The following is an 18643-nucleotide window of genomic DNA, read 5'->3' as shown; positions in this document are numbered from 1 at the left end:
GAAACAGAGTGCTCAAATACCCCTAACTTGAAACTTTTTACGGGCGTATGATCTTAATTATAGATGATGATATTGCGGTAAGGACCTCGTTGTTGTTGCTACTGGAACAGCAAGGGTTTGCTACTGCTGCTGCGGATTCGCCCGTCGCGGCAGTAGCCATATTGAAGCAACAGGCGCCTTCGCTAATCATCCTTGACCTTAACTTTTCTATCGACACTTCAGGAGACGAGGGCATGTTGATGCTGCAGCAGATCCGGAAGATGCACCCGGCCGTGCCCGTTATCCTGATCACCGGCTGGGCCACCATCGAGCTGGCTGTGAAAGGCATGAAGCTGGGGGCTAATGACTTTATCAACAAGCCGTGGAGTAATGATCACCTGCTTCAATCGGTCAATACTTTGCTGAACCTGCAGGAAAAGAAGTCAGAACACTTGAGCCGGAAGAAACTGGACAGCCTCTACAACTTTCAACATATCATTGGCGAAGACGCGGCCATGCTGGATATACTCGAAACCATCGGGCGGGTAGCCGGCACTGATGCCTCTGTGCTGATCACCGGCGAAAGCGGCACCGGCAAAGAGCTGATTGCAGAGAGTGTGCACCAGAACAGCCTGCGGAGCAATAAGCCGTTTGTGAAGGTGAACCTTGGCGGCATCTCTACTTCCCTGTTCGACAGTGAGATGTTTGGCCATGTGCGTGGCGCTTTTACAGATGCACGTTTTGACCGTACCGGCCGCTTCGAGCTGGCTAATAAGGGGACTATTTTTCTGGACGAGATCGGCGACCTTGACCCGAGCAGCCAGGTAAAGCTGCTAAGGGTGTTGCAGGACAGAACTTATGAGGTGTTGGGCAGCAGCCGTACCAAAACAGTGGACGTGCGGGTGGTATGTGCTACCAACCGGCTGCTGGCTGAGATGGTGAGCAAAGGGAGTTTCCGGGAAGACCTTTTGTACCGTATTAATCTCATCACCATCCATCTGCCCGCTCTAAGGGAGCGGCCGGGCGATATTCCTTTGCTGGTAAACTTTTTCGTGAACAACCTCCGCGAGATCTATAACCGCCCCAGCCTGCAGGTGAGCCGGGAAGCGATGCGCTGGCTACAGCAACTTCCCTTGCCCGGCAACATACGTCAGTTGAAAAACCTGGTGGAACGGTCGGTGCTGGTAAGTAAAAAGGATTACCTTGATGTAGAAGATTTTCAATCACAACTGGAAACCTCACCGCGGCAAAAGGGTAATATCGAATTGCCGGAAGTTGGCAGTATTACCCTGGAGGATCTGGAGATAAAGATGATCCGCAAAGCGATGGAGTTCCACAAAGGGCGTATTACCCGTGTGGCCAAAGCATTGGGCATTACGCGCAGCGCCTTGTACAGGCGGCTGGAGAAATACAATATTCCTTACGATGAGACTTCGGACTAAATACATCCTGTTTGTTGGTATTATTCACCTGGTTACGCTGGCTCTTACGTTCATTATTTTCGAGGATAACAAGGTTTTGTTCATTGCATCGGAGGTGCTGGTGCTTGCTTCGATTGTTGTGGCCTGGCGCCTGTACCGGCAACTACTCAGTCCGCTCAAAACATTGATGCAGGGGGTGGATGCTATCCGCGACCGGGACTTCAATGTAAAATTCCTTGCTACCGGTAAATACGAAATGGACCAGCTCATAAATGTTTATAATGCTATGATCGATGAATTGAGGAACGAGCGCACCAGGCAGGAGCAGCAGCATTTTTTCCTGGAAAAGCTGATCAACACTTCTCCTACGGGTATTATCATACTGGATTATGATGAATGTATCCACCAGCTGAACCCAAAGGCATTGCAACAGCTTGGTCTCGAAGAAAAGGATCTGCTGGGCAAGCCAGTTCATGCCATCTTCCACCCCGTATTGCAAGAGATCAGCAGGTTGTCGTCCGGAGAAAGCAGAACGCTTACTGTAAATGGGATAGAGACGTATAAGTTGCAGAAGTCGCATTTTATAGATCGTGGCTTTGCGCGGTATTTCATCATGCTGGAAGAACTGACGGTGGAAATACTCGCTGCGGAAAAGAAGGCGTATGGAAAAGTGATCCGTATGATGGCGCATGAAGTAAATAATACAGTAGGGCCGGTAAACTCCATTTTACAATCTACGCTTCACGCGCATGAGAATAGCCCCACTATCAGCAATGCTTTGCAGGTAGCCATCGACCGCAACCAGAACCTGAACTTGTTCATGCGCAATTTTGCAGACATCGTACGGCTGCCGGAACCACAGAAGAAACCTACTGACCTTCATCAGTTGTTGCACAATACCAGTAAGCTGATGGAGCTGAAGGCCGGAGAGAAGAAGATCGACTTCCAGTTTGACCTGTCGCCAACTCCTATAGATATTTTTGCAGACACTTTACAGCTTGAACAGGCGCTGATCAATATCATCAAGAATGCCATGGAGGCAATTCTGGAGCAAGGGACTATTACTTTCATTACCCGCGCACTTCCCCGGGAACTCATCATCCGCGATAATGGTAAAGGCATTGCGCCTAATATTGCCGATCAGCTGTTCTCTCCTTTCTTCAGTACTAAAAGAGATGGACAGGGAATTGGGCTTACGCTTACAAGGGAGATATTACTGAATCATGGTTATGATTTTTCACTCCGGACTGTTGAGGCTGGTGTGACAGAGTTTAGTATCAGGTTTGAATAGAGACGGCAATCGTGAATCGGCAGTCGGCAGTGCGTTTGCTTCGACTTTCTTTTGCTTCGACAGCAGATTTCTCACTACGCCGTTACTTCCTGCTTTTTTAAATCTCTAATGGCTTCGTTCGAAATGACAAGAAGGAGGATCACTTTTCGAAATGAAAAGATAGTCGTGCATTTGAAATGATACACAAATGTGTTTTGTTTTACAATGCGTCGCTTTCCGCTTCTTCTTTGTCTTCGGTTTGTTCGAGTTCGCCGTTCTTCCCGCGGCGTAAGCGCACTACCGGTTTTTCCTGTGTGCCGGTTACGTTTACAGGAATACCAAGGATACCTAAAGGAGGAAGACCTATTCGCAGCTTCAGATTCAGCTTTCCATCGAAGCTGGTTTGTCCTTCAAAGCGCAGCCTGAAAGGGGGTACGCGCATCCGCGTGCGCTCTACCGTGATCAGGTTGTTATTGATAGAAGACTTGATATCTACTTTAGCCAGGTCGGGATTGTCGATCTCTTTGTTTGTCTCTTTGCTTACCACACTCAACAGCTTCCATCCTTTCATTTTTACTTTCTTTACAGAGAGTGTGCCGCCGCCTTTTAAGGAGGGGTACACAGGGCTCATGTTCTCATCCAGCCGACCGGCAAGTTGGTAGTCGAGAGAGATAATACCCTCAGCTTTAGCGGCAGCCGGTACCAGGTCGTGAAACAATTGTACCTGGTTGTAGGCTTTCTTCACATCAAATTCTTTCGCCTCGATATGATAGTCGAACACTGCTTTGCGGGGTGTGAGACTTTTGTAACTTCCATTCATGACCACTGGCGCATCGACCAACTGGAAGCCGGTTTCTTTTAGTTTGATGGCTCCGCTGTCGATCGTTACCTGTCCTTTGAAGTCTTTGAGGTCTATGCCGTTGTAGTGTACTTTACGGGCATCGGCTTTAAAAGTGATGGCCAGGTCGGTGGGCACCATTACCACACCCGTAGTTGCAGGCGCAGCTACACTATTACCAGCCGGGGCAGCATCTTTGTTGTCAGCAAAGGCCATAAACTCATCTACCAGCAGGTAGTTGGTGTTCATATCAAACTGTCCTTTCAGTGGTGTGCCGCGCTCCATCATGTAGTTGATCACATTGGAGAGGTATCCATTGAGCGTAGCCTCGCTTTTGCCGTAGGTTACTTTAAAGGCGTCGAACCACATCTTATCCTGCTTGAACCTGAACACTCCCGAACGGATCAAAAAGGGAGCAGGGAAGAGATCGGCATTCAGTGTTACATCACGCAACTTCATGGTGCCGGAATTGAACAACCGGTCATAGTGGCCTGTAGTGGCGTCGCTTTGCAAACCGCGCAAGGCCAGGTTGGTCTCGATAAATCCTTTCAGGTCGTAGCCCTGGCGGGCAAACACCCGGTATATTTTACCGACGTCCAGTGTTCCCTTGGAAGCAATGTTGTATTTAAGGTTGTCGAAGTTTTGCAGGTCGGCTTTTACAAAGAAGGGCTGTCCTTCAAACTGGAAAGATACCGGCGTGATCTGTACGGCCAGGTCTTTCATAGAGCCCTGGCGGCTGGTGACCACTGCGCTCACTTGTATATGTTCAAGCGGAGCGGGATAATATTTCGTTTGAATGCTGCCGTCTTTTACACTGAAAGTGGCCTGCGTTACCGGGAAGAGTTTCTTAGCAGGGTTGTACTTGCCACTGGTTTGTACATCGATATTCAGGTTACCGGCCAGGTTCATGCTGTCCAGTGGATAAAAGTTCTTGATATCTCCCAGGTTGAAAACGCTTTGCAGCTGCGCGTTGATGGGAAAGTCTTTGCTATTCTCAATCTTCAAGAAGCCTTTGATGAAATTGTTCAATACGGAAGCATTGATTTGCTCCAATGACAGGCTGGTGTTTTTATAATTGTGATCGGGACAGGATGCGTTGAGGTCGAAGCTTATGTTGTCTACTGATTGTGGCAGAGAACTGTATTTAAAATATCCATTGGCCAGTGAGGATCGAATAGAGAATTTGGGAATGCTGCTAATTACCGTATCGGCGCCTCTTACTCCTTTAGGCACTACTGATGTAGCATACTTTCCTTCAGCCAATAAATGAACTGTGTATTTTCCTTTCAGGTCAAATGTCTGAAGACCGAAAGCCTTATCCCATTTCTCCAGGTCCATCTCACTATTTACTTTGGCATATACGTCTGGTGCACTCAATCCTTTCAGGCGAATGACTGAACTAAAGTAATCTTTATCGATGTTGAAGAAAATGGAATCGACGGTCAACTGCAAGCTATCAGGGTTCAGCTGTGGCAGCTTCGATTGCAGGTTCAGGAACAGGTTGGTGACCGGCGATGGCGAAGCAGCATGTGCCACATAGCCATTTCTAATCTTCACATTCAGGGCCAGGTCGGGCATTACGCTGCTGTCGGCAATGTATTTTCCTTTCAGCGTGGCATCTATATCACCAAATCCTTTTACATCTGTTTTGTCAAGCCATTGATTGATCTCGGGAGGCAGGCCGGTGAGGATATCGTGGAGATCGCTTTCTTTCGATTTGAGCGTGAAGTCCATGTCGTAGCCATTACTCAGAAACTCAAACTTACCATTGAAGCGGAGCGGCAGCTTATTAATGGTAAGATCATTCTGCTCAAAGAAGAGGGCCAGCGAATTGGTGTTGATCTTGGTGATCAGTTTAGCATTAATCTTTTTGGAAACTACGTAGGGCTGGTTGTCGTAATAGAAATCCAGTGAATCCACCTGCATGTTTGTGTGCAGGTCAAAGATCGCTTTGCTCAGATCGCCGGTGCCTTCATAGAAAAGTCCTTTCATATTAAGCGCCATCGGAATGGACTGGTCGTTATAGACCAACTGACTTTTCTCGATCAGTATCTTCTCAATCTTCAATGCTACACTGGATGTGTCAACCGTTTTGGCTGTATTATTGGATTTGGATTGATATATGTTGTAGTTGGCGTGGCCTTCTTTATCGACCTGTATGTTGATGTTGGCGTTGGTGAGGAATATTTTGTCGATGCTGGTTTGGCTGGTGAACAGGCTCAAAACGTCTACTCCTAATGAAACTTCTTCCGATTCTACCAGGGTTGCTTTTTCAAACGGGACAGAACCTTTTACGGACAGATCATATAAAGTAAGTGTGAGGGCGGGAAAGTGGCGAAAGAAAGAGAGGCGTGCCCTGGAGAAATCAAGCTCGGCGTTGATGCTGCTCCTCGCCCACTCCTTGATCTTGGTAGAAACAAATCCCGGAAAAATATAGGGTAACAGGAACATCAGCAGCAGGGCAATGCCAAAGGAAAGGCCACTCAGTTTCAAGAGTTTAACGGTTATCCTTTTGAAGGACGATGACATAACAAGGTATTTAGGTGTGCGCGGGTACTATCTCCGGTTCAAAAGTACGATACCGGTACCGGTTATGCCGACTACAGTGGGAATATTTTTATTATGTGTTGGGCACCCTCATGGCCAACACAGAATAACCTTTTGACCAGGGGTGCCCAACACTTAAGAATAGTTTTTCATCGAATCTCACGTTTCACATAGGAGCCCCAGGGGGCAAACCTCTTCATCGTATTTTGCCAATAGCTTTTGTTCAGGTCGAGATCGGTATAGGCCCTGCCATCATATATCTCCACACTCAGGCTGGCAAAGAACCAATCTTTTTCATCGAAGTGCCAGGAAAAGGAATGGGAGCCATTTTTATTGTATCCACCATCTCCTGCTATTAACGCTCCGTTCAAATGGCTTCTTTTATCAACAGACAACAGCAATTGTTGTTCAATCTGATTTATCAACGCCGGATTGGATGTTGCTACTATAAAAGAACTGTCTCTCCAATCGGATGGCGTATGTTTCATGCCCACTTCAAAATAACGCAGTGTTCCTTCTTTATCTTTCTTACAGGAAGTAAATGCCAGTAACACAATAGGAATCAAATACATCATTGCTCTCATACACTAAGGTTTGTATTATTGACAGTTCCCGGAAAGGAGCCGTTGCACCTTAGTGTGGCTTTAGCATTTCCTTTATTGCACTTTCTTCACTGAACCGGAGCCAGAGATATGTGTGCTTATGGAAGGGGTTCCTTTATAATACACTGAGCCGCTTCCGGAAATATGCGCCTCCAGATGATTGGCAACGGTAGCTTTGATATTGCCTGAACCGCTGATATGGGTTTCTATGTCCTTGAAAGCGACTCCCAGCATTTCAATGCCACCGCTGCCACTTATGTTCAGGCCACCATTATTGGCTGTTCCCGTATTTACCTGTATGTTACCTGATCCTGATATATAAGCATCTATCTTACCTGTTACGTTCACTTCTGCCAGTGTGATAGATCCGGAACCACTCAAGCCCAACCACAACAAGGGGGATTGCAAAGCGCTGGAGCTGCTGATGTCTCCTGAGCCGCTTATGCCCAGGCTGTTGAATAATGGTGCACTCACTCTGATAATGATCCTGTCATGATTTCCTAACCGCTTGTCGTTGTCGAACTTGATGCGCAGCTCGTCGCCCGATATATTCGTGCGTATCATGTCAAGGATATTTTGCTGGGCGTCGATGGTCAGCTTAAAGCCCGGCTCCTGGGTTACGTACAGAATGGCTGGAATGTTCAGCGATACTTTTGTAAAATTTGCAACAGTTCTTGACTGATTAACTGATGGCCCTTCTCCGTTTATTTTCTTTCTGCAAGAAGTGGCGAACAACAACAGCGACAAGGCGCTCAGCACGAGGAAACTTCTCTTTTTCATGTTTTTGTTTTTTTAGGCTATACTTAAATGAATCTTTATGTCTGTCTTTCCTGGCCAGTAGAGGTAACACCTTCCCATTCTACGCGAGCAAAAAGGTGTCACCTCCCCTTAAACCCTTCGACAGGCTCAGGGTGACAGCTTAATTCAATGATATTGTTATTGAATTGTTTTCGACAATTCGGTTTCGGCTACTGTTCCAAACCAGCCATAGATCTTCGTTTGGCTGCTGGCTTGTTTGTTAAAGATGTTGGAGGGTACGTTCTGTAAAACTTCGGCGAATAAACCTCCGCTGTACAACTGGTCAATAAGCTGGTCGAGGAAGTCGTACGTAGGCTTGCTCATGGAGCGGATCATGACTTTTACCACATCTCCTTTCTGGTAGGGATGCTCTTCGGAAGTGATGCCTTCGCGGAATGGTTCAATAAAAATGTAACCATCAGAAGCGTCTTCATAAAAAGAAGCATCGATCGCCACCATTTCTGTTACATGGTAGTTGAGCGAGCCGTTTTTATAGGTGCGTATCCAGGAATAATCGGTACCACCGGGCAAGTCTTTTGCATGCATTTCGGCATAGTAACCTACTTTTTCATCTCCTTCTATATCGTCTTCTCCACGATATTCTACTGATATGGAATCGATCTTTGTAACACGTTTCAACACATCAGTGGCTTCAAACTGCTGGCCATCCCAGTTGATGGTGAGTTTATAAGTATGGCCAATGATACCAATGGCGGCGGCTCCTGCATCGTATTGATAGGCGCCATTTTGATACGTAAAGTTGTACGTTTTGTTATCTGTGACATCGGTAACAACGATCTGTGCGCCGCTAATGGTTTCCGGTTCTTTATTCTCCAGGTAATTGACAGCACGCAGAAATTTGATCGTTTGCTTGCCGGGTTTGTCGGTAATCCATGCATCTACATATGGCAGCTTTGCTCCATCGGGCAGTTTGATGTCTACTACTTTTTCGCAGGACGAAAAGGTGTACAGGGCTATGAGGGCAACTATATATAATCGATAATTTTTCATTGCTAATACTTTTTAGAATTTAAAGTTCCAGGTAATGGAAGGGATGATAGAACCCAGGATCGATAGTTTCACTGCTTCTTTCTTTTGGGGCTCATCTTTGTTTTGCTGGAAGTAAATGGTGTAAGCGTTTTGACGGGCGTACACGTTATAGATACCAAACACCCATTCCTGTTTGAACTTCCTGTCCTGACGGCCTTTCATTGTCGCGGATATATCCAGGCGGTGGTAAGCGGGCAGTCTGTAATTGTTTCGCTTTTCAGTACTGTTGTAAGGGATTGGAATGCCTTGAATATCGAGGCGCACATCCGGGAATGTTGCCGGAGTACCAGAACCGAGGTTGAACGTGGCAGAGAAGTCCCACTTCTTATTGTGTGAATAAGTCAGTGCTGCATTTACCACATGGGTACGATCGTAGCGGCTGAGGTACCATTCGCCCTTGCTGATGCCGGGTGTTTTCCTTTCAGACCTTGACAGGGTATAGTTTACCCATCCCTGCCACTTGCCGGTCTCTTTCTTCACTTCCAGCTCCAGTCCCCATGATCTACCTTTACCAGTCATCAGATCGGCTTCTACTAGCTGGTTGAGCTCGAGGTTGGCATTGTCTATATAATCTAATACATCGTCCATCTTTTTATAGAACACTTCTGCGGAGAACTCCACCGGCAGTCCATCAGGAATGGTAACAACTCCTGCTGATACCTGATCGGTAACAGATGGCTTGATGTTGTTGGTGCTGGGGAAATACAGGTCAACCGGTGTGGGCGATGCTGTATTCGACAGCAGGTGCAGGTATTGTGAGCTGCGGGCATAGCCGGCCTTGATAAATGTATTCTTCTTCAACTCATATCGTACAGAAAGGCGGGGTTCGATGAAGCTCCAGGACTCGACAGCTTTTTTGCTGGTCACTTCTTCTTCGCGATCGAGTGGTTTACGCACATTGGCGGTAGTGTCGCGGAAGTAATAAACAGTCGTGTTGCCCAGATAAGCGTAACGATTAAGCCTTACGCCACCCTGTATCTGAAATTTGCGGGTGAGCTTCCAGGTATCTTCGACATGGGCGGCCATTTCGGAGCCATATCTTCTCTTGAGCAGGATCTCATTCTTCACGCCTTCGCTTTCTGCTTCTCCTTTACCGGGATAAAAGTTGTAGTACGTTACATTTACACCCGTTTTCAACTGGTGTTTATTATTAATAAACCAGGTAAGTGTGGGTTTTACTCCGTAGGTTTGAATGTTTGAATTCCAATCATACTTTTCACTCACATCATCATTGGTAGAGGAACTGAAGAATAGTTTGTAATCATATTTTGAATAGAATACGCTGGTATTCAGGAACAGCTTTGGCGTAAACAGGTGGTTCCAGCGGAAGGTGCCGGTGGTATTGCCCCATTCGAAACCAGCTTCGCTACCAAAGCCAAACACATCACGTCCGAAGTAGCCACTGAGGTAAATGGTGTTCTTGTCATTGATCTCCAGGTTTCCTTTGGCAGTAAGATCATAGAAGTATAATTTATTATCGCGGTCTTCTGCTTTCAAGAAAGGTTTTGACAAAACGTCGATGTAAGAGCGGCGACCAGCTATAATAAATGATGATTTGTCTTTTTGAATAGGGCCTTCTATAGACATACGGCTGAAGATAGTACTGATACCGCCATTCACGGAAAGCTTCTGGTTATTGCCTTCTTTCATACGAATATCCAGCACAGAAGATGTGCGGCCACCATACTCAGCCGGGAAGGCACTTTTGTACAGGGTCACGTTCTTTACCGCATCTGGATTGAATACAGAGAAGAAGCCCAGCAGGTGTGAGGAGTTGTAAACGGGGGCCTCGTCCATGATAATGAGGTTTTCGTCTACATTACCACCACGTACATTGAATCCGGATGCGCCTTCACCTACGGAGGTGATGCCTGGCAACGTCAACAGAGCTTTCACTACATCGGGCTCGCCCATAAAGGCAGGAATCTTTTTGATCTGCCCCATGCTCAGCTGTTGTATGCCCAGTGCCACGGTATTGGTTCTGCGCAATCTTTTCTCACCAGTTACCACCACCTGATCCATTTCAGCAGCGGCTGTTTGCATGGTCACTTCCAGTGTTTTGCTGGCAGTGAGATCGATCTCTGTTTTATAAATACTATATCCGGTATAGCTTACATTGACTGTGTATTTGCCTGCGGGAAGGGTAACGGAAAAATAACCATAGGAATTGCTTTGAACGGTAGCGCCTACAGGGCTCACCGTAATGGTGGCATTGATCAACACTTCGCCACTGCCTGCGTCGCGCACATAGCCGCTGATGGTCAGTGGTTTTCCTCCCTGTGCTTGCATGGCTACATGAAAAGTTAGCAGGGTGAGGAATAAGGATAAAAAGCGAATGGTGGAACGTAACATACGAGATTTTTGTTTGGAGTATTGACAACGAGAGAATCTCTTACCCCTACGTTGCATATACTATTTAGAAAATATTAACAAAGATGTTTTGAAATAGCAGCGAATGAACGAAGTAAGCGGCGCAAAAGTATATCATAGCTTATATAAGAATAAAGGGGCATCACATGCAAACCACATTATAAGTCTCTCCTCTCATCATATAGTTAATGATTTGATGTTTGGCCATTACAGTGTTATTTTTGCGGCCGCTCTTATAGCGTTCTTAACCTCCTGTTATATCAGGGATCAAAACATATTTGTGTGACAGAACAAGAAGTGTCATTGAAGGCTGATCAGTCAAAAGCTATTCTGCTGTTTTTTGCCGGTCTGGGTTTCGCGGTATTGTGGCCCTCTGCTTCTACGGCGACCAAAATAGGGCTACTTTCTGCACAGCCATTCGTTATTTGTATTGCGCGTTTCTTCCTGGCAGGGGGAATTATGTTATTGATTACGCACGGTATCATGCGTAAACGCCTGCCGCAGGGTAAGGAATGGAAGCAGATCGCTATTTATGGGTTATTGAATGTTTCTATCTACCTCGGTGTTTATATCGTAGCTATGCGGGAGGTTTCTGCAGGTTTGGGTGCACTGGCCATCGCAACGAACCCGGTAATCATCAGCCTCATGTCTACCCTGCTGTTCCGCCAGCGTCTGAAGCCTGTTATCATTGGCAGTTTGCTATTGTGCAGCGCTGGTGTAGTGCTGGCCGCCTGGCCATTGATGCATAATAGTATGGCTACTCCTTTTGGCATCAGCCTGCTGATGAGCAGCATGCTCGTTTACTCGGCAGGTACCTTGTACTTTTCACGCCAGCAGTGGAGCGATCTTCATATCTTAACTATCAATGGATGGCAAACGTTACTGGGCGGCATCTTTCTTCTTCCTGTAGCGATCTTTACTTATGAGCCTGCAAAAAATGTGTGGGACATTCATTTCCTTGGCGGTGTATTGTGGCTAGCGATCCCGGTATCTATTGGCGCCGTACAGCTTTGGCTGTATCTGTTGCGGGATAATGCCGTGAAAGCTTCTTTCTGGTTGTTCCTCTGCCCCATATTCGGTTATATTATTGCCAATGTGATGGTGAATGAGCCTATCGGCTTGTATGCTATCGTAGGGATGGTGCTGGTAATTGCCGGTCTTTATCTCGTGCAAAGGAGCAAGCGGGCGTAATGCCTCGTTTTCAACTACATGTATACCCCTAAAAGGGCATTAGCAGTTTATTCTATATTTCTTTAATTTTATATGCTTCTACGTGCGACTCTGGCAGTAGCACAACAAATGCCTGTTCTATGCAAATTGCTCCCAACTCTGTGACAATGGATCTCAAATGGCAGGAGAGTGAAACGTGGTTTCGCTCGCTGATCGAGAACAGCACGGATATTATTATCGTGATCGACAATACCGGCAATATCGTATATGGCAGCCCCTCGATAGAAAAACACTTTGGCACCGCACTGACCGAGCTTACCGGCGCCAGCGCTTTCGATTATATTTATCCTGATGACATACCGGAGCTGACAGAGAAGTTTTTTGAAGTATTAAACAGTCCCGGAGTATCTATCCCTGTTCAATCCCGGGCTTATGCCAAGGATAACCGGATGATCTGGGTGGAAGGGATCGTCACCAATATGCTCGCAACGGAAGGGGTGAATGGCATCGTGTGTAATTTCCGGGATGTAAGTGAGCGGAAGAATACGGAGCGGCTGATCGAGGAATCGGAAGTATTGCGCCACCAGTTAATGGAGGAAAAGATCAACAGGCAGAAGGAGATCATGCAGGCGGCTATCGAAGCGCAGGAAAGAGAAAGGGCCCATATTGGCCGGGAACTGCACGACAACGTGAAGCAGTTATTAAGTACTGCCAAGGTGTGCCTGGAATATGGGAGAGAGAATGTGGCGGCAGAACATCATATGATCCGGCGTGCAGAAGACATGATCTGCACCGCTATTGCGGAACTCAGGGAATTGTCGAAGTCGCTCATCCAGGCATATGAGCGGGAAATCGGGCTGCAGCTTTCTATCGAGAACCTGCTGGAAAGTGTTCGCATCGGTGGCCGCTTCAATGTCTGGGTCAACTTCTCTCTACCTGATGAAAACAAGCTGGACGATAAGTTCAAGATGGCCTTGTTCCGCATCATCCAAGAACAGCTCAACAATATCCTCACACACGCAGAAGCAACAAATATCACTATTACGATACATCAGCAGGATAGTACGTTAAGCCTTAGCGTGGAAGATGACGGTAAGGGCTTCGACGTTCACCAAAAACGCATGGGCATCGGCATCACCAATATTATCAACCGGGCTGAAATATTCAGTGGGCAGGTCGATATCCATTCGGCACCCAGCCAGGGATGCCGCCTCCAGGTAAACTTCACTATATAGATCAGGCTGCCGCAGCGCCTGTCTTCAACTCGGCCTGTAATTGTTTTACTCTTTCAGACAGACCGGCTGCGAGATCAACCGTGTGCAGGTCCATGATACGGGCCAGCTCCATAAACTCGGGTGTATGGTTCTTCCGTTTCCCAGTTTGTGGGTCGATACAGGTGAAGTTGGTCCACATTACGGCCTTGAGGGATTGCTTTTTTTCGTCGTACATCAGCATTTCTACCAGCAGGTAGGCTTCGGTCAACTCGATAAGCCGTGAAACGATCGTTACCTGTTCATTGTAATAAGCGGGCCGGAGGTATTGGATCTCGTGGGTCTTTACCACCCAGGCAAGTCCCTGCCGGTGAAATTGGGGAAGGCTAACCTGGTAAAACTGGCCCAAATGATCCTCCCGGGCATTGAGCATGTAGTCGATATACCGTGCATTGTTAAGGTGGCCAAGCGGGTCGCAGTCATTGAAACGTACCCGGTAAGTGCTTTGTAATTCCATGGTTGATACTTGTATTTGAGTTGTTATTTTAGACCGATTGGTCTTTTTATGGGCAAAAAAAATTCTTATTCCAGGATATAGCGGTCTTTCATATACTCTTTCAGGTTGTCCAGCATGCGGTTCAGCATCGACACATCGTCCGACACTTTTGCCATCATAATCCCGCCTTCGATCTGCGCGTAAATGATCTCTGCTTCCTTTTTTATGTCGATTTCGGGCTTTATTTCGCCATTATCGACCCCTTTTTTCAAGATTCTTTGTAAAGAATGGAGCATTTCCAACAAGGCTTCTCTGGCTTTCTTTTTCAGGAAAGGGTAGCTGTCGTCAGCATCCAAGCCTGTATTCATGAGCGGACAGCCGCCTTCAATGGGTGGGTTTACGGTGTAGTTCCGGTAATACTGTAAAATGGCGTACAACTTTTCTATGGCTGTTTTCTTTGGCCCGACCCGCGCACCGATGTCTTCTTTCAGACGCTGGTAGGAATATTCGAAGGCTGCGGCCGCAATCTCATCTTTGTTTTTAAAGTTGCCGTACAGGCCACCTTTGGCCAGGCCCGTTGCTTCCATGATGTCGTTCATGGAGGTGCCGGCATAGCCCCGCTTATTGAAAAGCGGCGCCGCTTTTTCAATAATATACTCCCGTGTCTTCTCTGCTTTGGTAGCCATGGGGACAAAATTAGACCGATTGGTCTAATTTGGCAAGTATTTTTTTCCCTCCTTTTTCAGAGGTGACACCTTCGTTTGCGTCGCCGGCGAAAGGTGTCACCTCTTAGCGATCTTCGTGTGGCGGGCTTATTCCAAGTGGTTAACAATGATTTAATCCCCTGACCAATACCGGATGACCGGGTATAGGCTGTTAAGTTCACAGGTTGCGTTATGTTTGCACTGTTCTATTAACTATCAACTGATTAACTAATTTCTCAAGCTTAGACGCTCATGAAACGCATCTATTCAATCATCTGCCTGGTGGTATTATTTACCGCAGCATCGCATGCACAGGATATTCGCATCGCTACTTACAATGTTCGTTATGACAACAAAGGGGACAGTAGTAATCTTTGGGTAAACCGCTATCCCGTTATCAAAGCGCTGGTAAGCTTCCATGATTTCGACATTTTTGGTACGCAGGAAGCGTTACGCCATCAAATTGACAGTCTCAGCGCCAACCTGCCCGAGTATGCCTGGTATGGTTTGGGACGTGATGACGGTCAGGCTAAGGGTGAGCACTCTGCCATCTTTTACAAGAAAGACAAATACAAGCTGCTGGGCAAGGGTGATTTCTGGCTGTCAGAAACTCCGGAAAAGCCCGGACCTGGTTGGGATGCTCGTCTTAACAGGATCTGCTCCTGGGTTCAGCTGCAGGATGTGAAGAGCAAAAAGAAGTTCTATGTTTTCAACGTGCATTACGATCATCAGGGGGTAAAGGCACGCCAGGAAAGCAGCAAGCTCATTCTGGAAAAGATCAAGACGATTGCCGGCGCTAACCCCGCTCTCCTGACAGGCGACTTCAATGGCAATCACGGCAGCGAATGGTATAAACTTATTGCTAATTCAAATGTGCTGTTCGACACCTACAGACTGGTGAAATCACCCTACGCCAACAACGGTTCTTTCAATAGCTTCAGGGTGCCGAGCAGTACTGATATCATCGATCACATTTTTGTGACCAAACAATTTTCTGTGAAGAGGTGGGGTATCCTTACCGATAGCTATTTCGGTAAATATCCTTCGGATCACTTCCCGATCGTGGCGGATGTGACGTTGAAATAGTGAGGAGTGAGGAGCGTTTGCTTGGCATACGACTGAACTGTATTCATGATTAGAGGTGACACCTTTTGGAAAGGTGTCACCTCTAATCATTAGTAGGATGTATTAGCTGAACAGGAAGTCCACGTCTTCGGCGGTCATGTTCTTCACAAAGCCGGTATCTTCCGTGATCAGTTCTTCTGCGAGGGCTTTTTTGCGTTGCTGCAGTGCCAGTATCTTTTCTTCGACTGAGTCTTTACAGATCATTTTGTAAGCAAATACTTTGTTTTGCTGGCCGATGCGGTGTGTACGATCAATGGCCTGTTGCTCGGCAGCAGGGTTCCACCAGGGATCGACGAGGTATACATAGTCGGCGGCGGTAAGGGTTAAGCCCACGCCACCTGCTTTGAGACTGATGAGGAATACCGGCAAGTTTTCATCTGTCTGGAATTGCTCTACCAGCCCCTGTCTATCAATAGCCTTGGTGCTGCCATCGAGGTAGAGGAAGGGAATGCCGCGCTCTTTCATGGCGTTGGCAATCAGCTGGAGCATACCGGTGAACTGAGAAAACACCAATGCTTTGTGGCGGCCCGTATTGTTCTCTATCTCGCGCAGCAATTCTTCCAGCTTCACTGATTCATCGGTATAGTTGTTATTACCACCGTTGAGCAACTTAGGGGCGTTGCATACCTGGCGCAAACGGGTCAGGCCTTCCAACACCAATATCGTATTGCTGCCCATACCTTCCTGCTGAATGCGTTCCAGCAGGTTCTCCCGGTAATAGTTCTTGATCTCATCGTATACACGGCGCTGCTCTTCGCCCATTTCGCACCAGAGGGTAATCTCTGTTTTGGCCGGTAGGTCTTTGGCTACCTGCTCTTTTGTCCTGCGCAAGAGGAAGGGATAGATCAGTTTGCGCAGTTGCCGGGTTTTCTCTGCATCGCCGTATTTATCAACCGGCACTGCAAAGTTTGTTTTAAAGAAGTTGTGGCTGCCCAGGAGGCCGGGATTTGCGAACTGCATTTGGGCGTATAGATCGAATGTATTGTTTTGGATAGGCGTACCGCTGAGGATAAGCCGGTTGCGGCTTTGCAGTTGCATCATGGCGGCAGCAACCTGTGAAGAAGGGTTCTTGATCACCTGGCTTTCATCGAGGACGATGTAGCCAAAGGTAAATTCCCTGATCGTTTCTATATCGTTCCGCACACTGCCGTAGCTGCTTATGATGATGTCATAATTTTTCCAGTCTGCCGATTTTCTTTCGCTGCCGTGGTAGATAAAGTATTTCAACTCCGGCGCAAATTTCTTTAGCTCATTTTCCCAATTGTACATGAGTGAGGTGGGACAAATCACCAGGTGTGTTTCGTCCGGGTATTTCTCATGTACATGTTGCAGGAAAGAAATTGTTTGCAGGGTTTTACCAAGACCCATGTCATCGGCGAGGCAGCCGCCCCACTGCATTTCATCGAGCATGCAGAACCAGTTAAAGCCAGCCTGCTGGTAATCGCGCAACGTGGCCCTGATGGCGGAAGGGACAGCAAAGGCGTTGGGTGTTTGCTGCAGACGCTCCCATTTCTGACGGCTCGTTTCTACATTGCCCTGCACTGTGAGCTGACCATTCTTCGCGAGGTCTTCTGTGAGTGTCCAGTGTAGTTTGGATAAACGCAATCTATCTTTTTCGATCTCTCCCATCTGCAACAGCAATCCAAACTGTGCCTGCCATTCTTCCGGTATCTCGCCTAATGTTCCATCTTTCAGCAGTACAAAGGGTTGCTTGTTCTGTATTGCTTTCTGCAGTTCCAGCAGTGAGATCGTCTGATCGCCGTAGGAAATATGCACTGTAAGATCGAACCAGTCGATGCTCTTGCCTTTTTGTATAAACTCAATCACAGGTGGATTGGCATTGTAGCGGAAGTGCTCCATGGACTCCATGCCATAAACTGGTATATTGCGATCATTGAGTTTCCGGTAGAACTTTACAAACCACTGGCTCTTTTCTGCATCGGCAAAGGGCAGGTAGAAGTAGCCGTTGTTCTGCTGGCTAAACTTCTTGTGCTGCGCCTGTATAAAATCGAGTGTTTCTTTTTCTGTGTTGAAATCCTTTACAATGCTGTAGCGGCCTTCGGGTGTATTGATCTCTTCTGTGGCTGCAGTGGCGTTGTCCAACTCAAAATCGCCGTACTGCCAGCGTGCGCGGATCATGAGGAAGCTGCGGTTCAGTTCGCTGAGGTGTATGCGGCATTGTGGGGAAACGGCAATTGTTTCCAGCTTTTGCAGCATGGTGCGGTCTACCGGGTATTGTTGTTCCAATACCGGCAACTGCTTTTGTATAAAGCTTTCTTCGCCTGTAGCGGGAATATCCAAATAACCTTCGGGATATCGTTCTACCAGTGCTGCATCTTCAGGGCGCAGCAGGAAGAATTCATTCTTATCGCGCAGCAGGAAACCGTGACGTTTGAAATCGGTGAGAGAGTATAAATAGTCATTGATCTTTACTTGTACCAACATGCGCATTACTTCGGCTGGCGTGCGAATCAATTGCAGGGAGATAACCGGGCTGTAGTTGCTGACGCTTCCGGGCTTCACCACTTTGGTCGTGCTCAGCATTTCATCGGGTGCTTCGTAGTACCATTTCAGCAGGGAGGAAAAGGGCTTTACATCCTGGAGCGCCTGGTAGAAATAGCGGAACATTTTGTGCCGCACGAAGGTGTCCTGATCAACGCCGGTGATGGCGTCTTCCTGGTAGCGCTGTTGCCATTTCTCCTGTTCCTGTTTTGCCGAGATTCCGGTAAGTTGTTTCAGGATGCCTTGTAGCACATAGGGTGTAGGCCGGAGGCCTTTGACCGCTACTTTATCCAGCAAGGGTTGCTTAGTGATGCTTTGGGGTTGTTTGGGATCTTTGAGCGCAACGGCTTCCACATAAAAACCCACGTGTTTGCGGGGGTCCAAGTTCAGGAGCAACCCGGAAATTTCCAGTGGTTTCTTGTATTGTTCGGTGATAATGATCGTCTTCTGTGCCGGCTTTTGATTCTCCATATCCGCCGCAATTTGATAAAAACTTTCTGATGGGACAAGGATGGGTTATGCACATTGGGTGCAACGGTGTCAGCTTTCAGGCATTTGCT

Annotated in this window: 13 protein-coding genes; 5 read left to right on the top strand and 8 right to left on the bottom strand. The window is 47.2% G+C overall.

Annotation, left to right across the window (positions count from 1 at the left end; genetic code table 11):
* The first annotated feature begins 47 nt into the window (after window positions 1-47).
* Both AC5JBY_RS04975 and AC5JBY_RS04970 read left to right on the top strand, forming a co-directional pair.
* Window positions 48-1421, top strand: a complete 1374-nt coding sequence (locus tag AC5JBY_RS04975; protein ID WP_495903457.1) for a sigma-54-dependent transcriptional regulator — start codon at window positions 48-50, stop codon at window positions 1419-1421.
* Window positions 1405-2691: a sensor histidine kinase gene (locus AC5JBY_RS04970; RefSeq protein WP_495903456.1), complete on the top strand. Its 1287-nt coding sequence runs from the start codon at window positions 1405-1407 to the stop codon at window positions 2689-2691. The genes AC5JBY_RS04975 and AC5JBY_RS04970 overlap by 17 nt, the downstream gene beginning before the upstream one ends.
* A gap of 199 nt (window positions 2692-2890) precedes the next feature.
* Here the strand turns inward: AC5JBY_RS04970 and AC5JBY_RS04965 are convergent, their stop codons facing one another.
* The 5 genes from AC5JBY_RS04965 to AC5JBY_RS04945 all read right to left on the bottom strand — a co-directional run bounded on the left by AC5JBY_RS04965 (window position 2891) and on the right by AC5JBY_RS04945 (window position 10857).
* A complete protein-coding gene (locus tag AC5JBY_RS04965; RefSeq protein WP_495903455.1) occupies window positions 2891-6037 on the bottom strand; it encodes an AsmA family protein in 3147 nt (1048 codons plus the stop codon).
* A gap of 167 nt (window positions 6038-6204) precedes the next feature.
* Window positions 6205-6639: a BP74-related protein gene (locus AC5JBY_RS04960; protein WP_495903454.1), complete on the bottom strand. Its 435-nt coding sequence runs from the start codon at window positions 6637-6639 to the stop codon at window positions 6205-6207.
* A 72-nt stretch (window positions 6640-6711) separates the two neighbouring features.
* Entirely contained in the window at window positions 6712-7437 is a 726-nt protein-coding gene (locus AC5JBY_RS04955; RefSeq protein ID WP_495903453.1) for a head GIN domain-containing protein, read from the bottom strand.
* A gap of 156 nt (window positions 7438-7593) precedes the next feature.
* Window positions 7594-8466: a DUF4249 family protein gene (locus AC5JBY_RS04950; protein WP_495903452.1), complete on the bottom strand. Its 873-nt coding sequence runs from the start codon at window positions 8464-8466 to the stop codon at window positions 7594-7596.
* Between the two features lie 12 nt (window positions 8467-8478).
* Complete coding sequence (locus AC5JBY_RS04945) at window positions 8479-10857, bottom strand: TonB-dependent receptor (protein WP_495903451.1); 2379 nt, start codon at window positions 10855-10857, stop codon at window positions 8479-8481.
* Between the two features lie 300 nt (window positions 10858-11157).
* On the opposite strand from AC5JBY_RS04945, the gene AC5JBY_RS04940 reads away from it, so the two are divergent.
* A complete protein-coding gene (locus tag AC5JBY_RS04940; protein WP_495903450.1) occupies window positions 11158-12066 on the top strand; it encodes a DMT family transporter in 909 nt (302 codons plus the stop codon).
* A 146-nt stretch (window positions 12067-12212) separates the two neighbouring features.
* The gene (locus AC5JBY_RS04935; RefSeq protein ID WP_495903449.1) at window positions 12213-13280 is read left to right on the top strand and encodes a sensor histidine kinase; all 1068 of its coding nucleotides are present in this window, start codon (window positions 12213-12215) and stop codon (window positions 13278-13280) included.
* A 1-nt stretch (window position 13281) separates the two neighbouring features.
* Here AC5JBY_RS04935 and AC5JBY_RS04930 read toward each other — a convergent pair whose 3' ends face one another.
* Window positions 13282-13773, bottom strand: a complete 492-nt coding sequence (locus tag AC5JBY_RS04930; RefSeq protein WP_495903448.1) for an acyl-CoA thioesterase — start codon at window positions 13771-13773, stop codon at window positions 13282-13284.
* 65 nt (window positions 13774-13838) lie between these two features.
* On the bottom strand, window positions 13839-14438 hold the full coding sequence (locus tag AC5JBY_RS04925) for a TetR/AcrR family transcriptional regulator (RefSeq protein WP_495903447.1): 600 nt from the start codon (window positions 14436-14438) through the stop codon (window positions 13839-13841).
* Between the two features lie 270 nt (window positions 14439-14708).
* Here AC5JBY_RS04925 and AC5JBY_RS04920 point away from each other — a divergent pair, with 270 nt between their 5' ends.
* Entirely contained in the window at window positions 14709-15542 is an 834-nt protein-coding gene (locus AC5JBY_RS04920) for an endonuclease/exonuclease/phosphatase family protein (RefSeq protein WP_495903446.1), read from the top strand.
* A gap of 102 nt (window positions 15543-15644) precedes the next feature.
* Here the strand turns inward: AC5JBY_RS04920 and AC5JBY_RS04915 are convergent, their stop codons facing one another.
* On the bottom strand, window positions 15645-18554 hold the full coding sequence (locus tag AC5JBY_RS04915; protein WP_495903445.1) for a DEAD/DEAH box helicase: 2910 nt from the start codon (window positions 18552-18554) through the stop codon (window positions 15645-15647).
* Window positions 18555-18643 lie beyond the last annotated feature (89 nt).

Source organism: Paraflavitalea sp., assembly GCF_059502485.1.
The sequence above is the reverse complement of the archived record's forward strand: the minus strand, read 5'-3'. Positions and strand labels throughout refer to the sequence as shown.